This is a genomic window from Mojavia sp. (assembly GCF_059505145.1).
This window is the reverse complement of the sequence record NZ_JCACKA010000011.1, coordinates 1-7,079: the sequence shown is the minus strand read 5'-3', so window position 1 is coordinate 7,079 and position 7,079 is coordinate 1. Positions and strand designations below refer to the sequence as shown.

Sequence of the window (7,079 nt, the reverse complement as noted above, 5' to 3'; positions counted from 1 at the left end):
CTGATATTTTTCTGTTGGATCAACTCAAAGACTTAATTTACCCACCAGAGGAGGACGCGATTAATTCCCCCAATAAAAATGTAGTTGACTCACCCGAAAAAGATGAGCAACTTGTCGCTCCTACTAGTAAATCTTTATTTTTACTAGAATTGCCACCCCAATCAATTCAGTTCTTTCGCTCCTTTGAGTCAGAAATGGGCTTCTTCAAAATGGTAGGTAAGAAGCTGGATATGAAAGTCACAATGGCCACTGTGATTAATCGCACGAAGGACTCGGTTAACCAATTTATTCATTTGCGCGATTTTTGTGGGGATAAGGTAGATTACGTTGTTGTCAAGAATTTGTTCTTTGGAGAGAAAGATAGATTTGAAAGGTATGACAATACTCCATTAGTTAAAGAACTCAAAAATGTTAACAAACCAATCCCAGAAATTTATATGCCAGATTTGATTGCACACGCTTATGATTATCTCGATGAGAATAATTTACCTTTTTCTAAGGGTATAGAACAGAGCAAAAAACTGTCTGTTCAAGGTCGAGTTGAGAAATGGATGGAGAACTTTAAAAAATCTATTGAGCCAGCTAAACACTCGCTGGGACTAGCTGATGTCAACTTACAGTCCGAATCCTAAACGCCTCATTATGACTGTGGGCGATTCTCGCGTTGGCAAGTCTACAGTAATGCGCTTGTTAATTGACTTGTTTTGCTCTCTGGGACACCGATTGAGAGCTTACGATCACGACAACCGTAAAAGGCTCGAACCATATAAATGTCTAGTTCCAGTTGAGAGCATCAATTTTAATGAAGGTACTGATTGGGTCATTGAAGAACTCCGCAATGGCTATGATGCTCTAGCTATTGATATGCCAGGACAACACATAGAAGGTATTTGCAACTACATCGACAAAGTAAATTTGTTTAAAATCTTGGGCAAGGTTGACTGGCGGCTCACTTTTGTACAACCCATTTCACACCGATTAGATTGTGTTGAGTATTTGTCCCAACTTCTGGCTTTTGCCGGAAATCAGGCTGATTATGTGGTCGTTAAAAACCAACACTTTGACCTCATGTTTAAACTTTATCAAACTTCAGGCTATCCCAAGCTCATAGATGTGGGTGGATGTGATATTGCTTTGGATGGATTAAATAAGTACAGCTATGAGGCTATCGAAAGCATTGGCTTACCTTACTCACAAGTCAGGGATAACATCAATATTTTTTCTGTCTACAGAGCATACACTTACAGGTGGCTTAACAGTTTTTATCAATCCATTCAATCCAATTCTTTAGCCTCCGAATACTTGGGGCTGGTACAAATACGCCAACAGCAGGAGCATCATCATGACGATTTCTAAGTACACGGAAGCCGAAATTGAACGAATTCGAGAGCTTTCAGAAGAAATCGGGTTTGACCCCAACGATCCAATGTTTCAAATTATGAGCATCCTAGGGAATTTTGAGGAGATGATGATTCAATTTCCTACCCAGATGGAAGCACTCATGGAAGCTGGGGCTTTAATGATCGACAAAAAGCTCACTGATGCCACTAAAGCTGCACAAGTGATGCAACACGCTATTATTACTGATGCTGTACAAACTAGCCTTAAAGAAGAACTTCCAAAACTCAAGCCGACGATTTCTTTGCCTGTAGAAGCACCAAAAATTGGCAAAATCAAGCTGGGGATTTGGTCAATTGGTGGCATTCTTGGCGGCATGATTGCTGTTGGAGCAATACTTGGTTCTCTAACTACTTGGAATGTCATCTCCAACTACGTCGGCGTTAGCAATACTGACGTTACTGCTAATGATCTCAAGCTTTTAGGTTGGGCTAAGTCTACTGAAGGTAAAGACGCTCGACAACTATTTATCGACAATAAAACTGATATTGAATTTTGCCGGAAAGATAATCGATTGTTAGGGCGTTGTGTAGTTAAAATCAGAAAATCAAACTAGCTAGGTATAAGAAAATGCGCGGCTCCAAAACTGTGCTAGATAAAGACGAAGATTTTGTAGAATTCGCCATTTTTATCTGCTTAATCGTTAGAGCTTACGCATCACTTCAAACTGATATTTTGGAGTCCGCTTTTTACATACTTTTAGCTGCAATTATCTTACCATTTACGAAAATCAATAAACCAGCAAAACGTTTATTGCTGGTTTCTGGTTTTGTGTTGGGTTTAAAGATAGGATACTTCAATTAATCAATTTCTGGGGCATTGTTTTTGAGATCCCGTTTCGGCTGATTGGGCTTTTGTGGCAGTTGTATTCGCTGTGATTGCTGCTGTAACTGCTGATTATCAGCGACTAGATATTGAGTCTCTTGTTCTGAAAGATTGTCTTGTAAAATCTGAAAGTCACTATTCCCTAATTTTTCGGCTTTAAAAGCTGCATTGGGCTGGTTTGGTTGTAGTTGCTTACGGTCTATGCTGAGAATTTGCTTAGTATTCTCAACTTTAAGTAAAGCTCTATAACCCTCATTTTCAAATGCACTAATTTGATTACCCAGGCTTCTACCCTTAGTGAATATTTTATCTATAACTGCCCTAATAAATGACTTCCTATTTTGGTCTTGATGTTGTGCCTGTTCGTTAAGATTATTCATTAACTCAACTGGCTTTCTAGAAAAATTATTATTTTGTTCAGGATTCAGCAATGCAGTTTTTTGAAGTTCTTTAAATTGCTGAAGTTGAGTAATTACTTTTTGATTTGTTTGAGATTGTTGTGACTGCGGTTGTTCTAAACCAAATAAGGTTAAATACTGCTTTATATATTGCGATTTTAGCTGTTGTCTATATTCTTCAATGTTTCCTTTAGATAATAGCTGTCCTAATTCTTGGAGTGCTTTGGGTTGACGATTGGGGTCTGTTTCTTGATGAAAATCTATTGATAAATCTTTTTGTTGGGTAGTAGGTTGATTGAGTATGCGATCCAATCTCGCTATCATCATATTATCTGAGATGCCACTTGGATTTATTGCTCTAATTTTATCTAATGTTGAGGATTTATTTGCTTCCATAGGTTTTACCTGTAGGGCATCAATGATATTAATTATAGTTCAATTTCACTATCTTTAAACTTACGTTTTTGACGATTTTTAGGTCTAGGTTGTGATGGAAAATATTCTAGCTGTACTCTTTTAGCTATTAATTTGAGATTTTCTAGATCCTGCTGTCCAATATTCATTATCAGGGCTTCATTTGTTGTTAAGTTAATTTTTACAGCTTCTCTGTCTAACCCATCATTTTCTTTTTTAAACAGCTTAACAAAGGATTCTCCAGTAGACTGATTTATTTGGGTTTTAATTCGGTAATTCCCTATTTGTAGATGTTGAGAATGTGCAGTTTTCAAGGAATAAATCAATAATTGAGATACTTCGGTTATTTCTAGCCTTTTAATCACTGCTTGAGTGCCTAGCGGGGCTAAAGAACCTAGTTGTTTTTTTAGCGTTATCGCATCTTCATAAAATGATGGTAGCTTTTCTACTGATTTGAAATTATCATTCACCTTTAGGAATTCCTGACGCTCTACCATGAGCATTTTTTCCGGTTTTTTGGTAATTACTGTAGTACCTCTTTTATCAATCTCAAACTGCATCAATGGATTCGAGAAATAACTATTTTTCTCACCATCAGCACGGTGAATGCTATAGGTATCACGAAATTTTCTCACACTAAAAGCTTCACTCTTGTAAACCGTGCTGCCATCGTCTAATTCCACTGCGTAATTATCTAGAAGTTGCTTGGCTGTTAAAGCAATATCTTTATTTTCTTTTTCTATTAAAAATTTTCTCGGAATTGTTAGCGCATAATTTGGTACTTTCTGCTGGCTAGCCCAGTATTGAGGAGCAACAGTTACAGGCTGATGAACTTCGGTAGGGGACTGGGGGACACAGGAGAAAGTACCTTCGTTTTCTTTCTGTTGGGCAGTGGCGGTATTGGGCTGTTCAGATCCCTCCTGCTGTTTTGGTTCGACTGGTTGTTGTTCAGGAGGTTTAGGAATAGCCCGTGCAACTTCTTCTTCTTTTAAGTTAGCCGGGTTTGATGTAACAGTTCCCGAAGCTTGCTTTTCATACAGATTCAAAACTTTTCCATTTTTCAATTTAATCAGCAATCTTAAATCAAGCGGTGGATTATTTTTATACCATTCTTCTAAAAGTTGAGCTTTCGAGACTAAATTTTGAAGCTTTTCGCCCCCATTGTTGACAATAAAATCATCTACACCTTTATCCGTCCCTGGTAAGGTAATTACGCCCACATTTGCCCCGGCTCGTTGCAGTAATAATCCGGTTTTTAATAAGGCTTTATGAACATTGACAATAGTTTTTGGGTAAGGATCGTGGTCAAAGCAAAATTTGATGTCTCTACCAAGGGTGGCAAACATCGCAAATTCTTCACGTAACTCTACTGGAATCGGATTCGATTGCTCATCTTTAGTGCGATAGCCAGCATTTATCCCTGGTAATCCTATCGCTGCATAACCCTGTGACAATAAACTTGCAGCTTTTTTGGCTCCTTCTGTCACAATAATCGGTACATCGTGTTTCCATACACAGTACCAAAATCCACTACGGCGATCGCACTCGCTTGGTGTAACGCCTGCCCTTTGATAAATTAAATTAGCAATATCATCTGGCACATCCAGCAAGAAAATACTCAATGGTGTTTTTGGTGGATGTTCATATTTGATCAACTTGCCCTTTTTTTCTGTACTTTCTCTCGGCTGATTCGGTTTAAAGCATCCCCAGAGTTTGTCTTGAGGCTTTTGTCCTGATTGTAGATTTGGGAATGAGCAAGGATCTACCCCAGCACTACACCACCAACCGCCTTGCTCAATATGAGCATACCTTTTTAAATCCCCATCTCGAAGCCGCCCATCATTACGACGCTTGAGATTGCCGCTATATATCAAGTATTCCCAAGCTTGGTTTGCTCCTTCAACCCCATCGTGACGCAAGCCTTTGAAATTACGGGCGGCAATCTCCTTATTAACAGCACTTTTTTCTACTATTTCATGCCAGTGTTCAGGATCAATATGCTCTGGGCATTTTATTTCTTGGATCTCCCCTGGGGGAGGGGCAGCAGTGGTCGATACGCCCCCTGGAATTGTTTCGTCTTTTCCTGTTGTCTGCGCCTGAGGTGTTGATGTAAATGCTGATTCCTCTGTTGTTGGACTTGAACTTACAGGGGTTTGTTCTGTTTGCGCCGTTGATGTAGATGCTGATTCTTCTAGTTCTGAATCAGCCTCCTGACTCCATTCGGTGTCAGCCAACGGGTCAATCTGTGACCACACGTCAGCTCCTGACTCATCCTGTTTTAGTACAAATGTATTATCAGCGATTTCGATTTTGGCTTGTTTATCCCACTCGTATTGCAATCGCTCCATTGCTGCCTCAATCAATGGAATAATTGCTTGCTTCCAAACTTGACGAGTTTGTTGTAAATCTTGTCTTGTGAACAAGATGTAATCACTTGTTAAATTAACACTCCGCTCATCAAACATAGGAGTTATTTAGAAAATTACAAATATCTGTATATGCTCTCTCGCAACATTTTATATTGTCTGTTAGTTGGTTTTAAGCACTTCAAATCTATAATCTTTGTTCCTGAAACCACTCGATTTAAAATAATTTCTATTTGAGCATCATCCCAACCATAAGTAATAAATCCTATATATTGCAAGTCATTCCAGCCTATATCTAGGAGATATTTAGCTACCAAATTCTGATAACATTTTTCTGGCGATAAAATTTGTATATTTTTAAATATGAGCTTGACATATATTCCAAATTTCTTGAGGTTTGGTCTGCTCTGAGACCGCCTATTAAAAGCATTGACAATGTACGGGGTAGCTGCACTAACATTTACTAAATTTGCCATTAGTCTTTTTCCAGAGCCATCTAATTTATTAATAATTTGAAAATCTCTAAGAGAAGATTCTATAATTATCACTTCCACTCTTACTCCTACAGCATTGATCTCATCCCATCAACGGGTAATGCTTCAACTCCCGGCTCTACTGGTTCTTGCAGTATTGGTAGCCTCCGGTCTACCTCTTTTATTCTGATATCCAAATCTTGCTGAGTTGGAGTTTTTTGAGTGCTTCCTATCGCCATTTTTAGTACTAGCTTATCCCATTGCTGTTGATTGTAATCTTCAAGTAGCAGTATCGTTTTGGGAATTTTTATCGTTTTCAGCAGAGGCACTGAACCTTCTTGCTTGTTAGCATAAGCCGGATTGATAAATACACATTTACCTGATGGTAATTTGAGAAATTGTGCTGCCTCAAATAGCTTTTTAGTTTTCTCTTGTTCGCTTACTGTCGTACTCGGTTTCCCCCCTCCTGTAGAGCGACTTTTATGCTTGTACTTAATTTCTTCATCACCGAGGAAGCTGGAGAATAATTGAGCAGATTCATTTTCGCCGGGATTGAAAACGAACTTAGTGCTACAAGCACCAAGAATCGTCTTCGCAACTTCCTTGCCGTAGTTCTTCTCCAACTGCCCCATATTCTGCCAACCCAAAATGCCACAAAACCCTTCACTTCGTGACTCGTTGAGCCATCTATATAAATCAGGCAGATAAATAGATGGTAATTCGTCCAAAGCAACGATTAATGGCCCAGACTCAATTCGCTTGGAGGCAATATTCCGCGCAATGGTCATGTGCAAGATGCTCGTCATTAAGGGAGCTACTGCATCTCGGCGTTCTCTATCCAACCCGAAGATAATCATCTGTTTACGCTTGATTTCTAGTGGAAGGGTGGTCTTGCCGATAAAGCAGCCTAGCGTGTTTTTTGCCATGAACCGAGTAAACATTAAGCCCGCTGTGGCTGTAATCCCTGCAACGGTTTTCTCACTACCTGCTGAACTGAATAACTGACCGAACGCTATTCTAATCCAGGCATTGAGTGAAGCTCCCATCAGTCGGTTAACCATTTGTTCCGAGGAGAGTATTGCAGCAGAAGTCATAATATCTGCATACTCACCAAACTCTTTGGTCAGCATCAAGATGGCTTGGGTTAATGGATCCCCTGACGGGCCAAAGAACCCATCTTCACTCGCGTTAGTTAAAATTCGGAA

The 7,079-nt window shown here is 39.3% G+C and carries 7 protein-coding genes and 1 pseudogene; 4 read left to right on the top strand and 4 right to left on the bottom strand.

Translation table 11 applies throughout. The features are described from left to right. The 4 genes and pseudogenes from AC5JL8_RS01400 to AC5JL8_RS01385 form a co-directional block, all read left to right on the top strand. Positions 1-632 (top strand): annotated as a pseudogene (locus AC5JL8_RS01400) (hypothetical protein); the annotation flags it as partial. Beyond that, positions 607-1,356, top strand: coding sequence for a hypothetical protein (locus AC5JL8_RS01395; RefSeq protein WP_495877786.1), 750 nt, complete (start codon positions 607-609; stop codon positions 1,354-1,356). The pseudogene AC5JL8_RS01400 and the gene AC5JL8_RS01395, both read left to right, overlap by 26 nt. Further along, positions 1,343-1,954: a DUF6753 family protein gene (locus tag AC5JL8_RS01390; protein WP_495877994.1), complete on the top strand. Its 612-nt coding sequence runs from the start codon at positions 1,343-1,345 to the stop codon at positions 1,952-1,954. The genes AC5JL8_RS01395 and AC5JL8_RS01390 overlap by 14 nt, the downstream gene beginning before the upstream one ends. Positions 1,955-1,968: 14 nt before the next feature. Then, on the top strand, positions 1,969-2,202 hold the full coding sequence (locus tag AC5JL8_RS01385; protein WP_495877993.1) for a hypothetical protein: 234 nt from the start codon (positions 1,969-1,971) through the stop codon (positions 2,200-2,202). Here AC5JL8_RS01385 and AC5JL8_RS01380 read toward each other — a convergent pair. The 4 genes from AC5JL8_RS01380 to AC5JL8_RS01365 all read right to left on the bottom strand — a co-directional run. Beyond that, positions 2,199-3,017 (bottom strand): hypothetical protein, encoded by an 819-nt coding sequence (locus AC5JL8_RS01380; RefSeq protein WP_495877992.1) that lies wholly within the window; start codon positions 3,015-3,017, stop codon positions 2,199-2,201. The two genes, AC5JL8_RS01385 and AC5JL8_RS01380, sit on opposite strands and share 4 nt — an antisense overlap. Before the next feature lie 32 nt (positions 3,018-3,049). Further along, on the bottom strand, positions 3,050-5,500 hold the full coding sequence (locus AC5JL8_RS01375) for a DUF3854 domain-containing protein (RefSeq protein ID WP_495877991.1): 2,451 nt from the start codon (positions 5,498-5,500) through the stop codon (positions 3,050-3,052). A gap of 17 nt (positions 5,501-5,517) precedes the next feature. Further along, entirely contained in the window at positions 5,518-5,955 is a 438-nt protein-coding gene (locus AC5JL8_RS01370; RefSeq protein ID WP_495877990.1) for a hypothetical protein, read from the bottom strand. 8 nt (positions 5,956-5,963) lie between these two features. Then, the coding region (locus AC5JL8_RS01365) for a type IV secretory system conjugative DNA transfer family protein (RefSeq protein ID WP_495877989.1) at positions 5,964-7,079 on the bottom strand (1,116 nt) is incomplete at its 5' end.

Bases quoted from the DNA above. Each gene is read 5' to 3' on its own strand.
- AC5JL8_RS01395 (WP_495877786.1), top strand. From the start codon at position 607: ATGTCAACTTACAGTCCGAATCCTAAACGCCTCATTATGACTGTGGGC.
- AC5JL8_RS01390 (WP_495877994.1), top strand. From the start codon at position 1,343: ATGACGATTTCTAAGTACACGGAAGCCGAAATTGAACGAATTCGAGAG.
- AC5JL8_RS01385 (WP_495877993.1), top strand. From the start codon at position 1,969: ATGCGCGGCTCCAAAACTGTGCTAGATAAAGACGAAGATTTTGTAGAA.
- AC5JL8_RS01375 (WP_495877991.1), bottom strand. From the start codon at position 5,500: ATGTTTGATGAGCGGAGTGTTAATTTAACAAGTGATTACATCTTGTTC.
- AC5JL8_RS01380 (WP_495877992.1), bottom strand. From the start codon at position 3,017: ATGGAAGCAAATAAATCCTCAACATTAGATAAAATTAGAGCAATAAAT.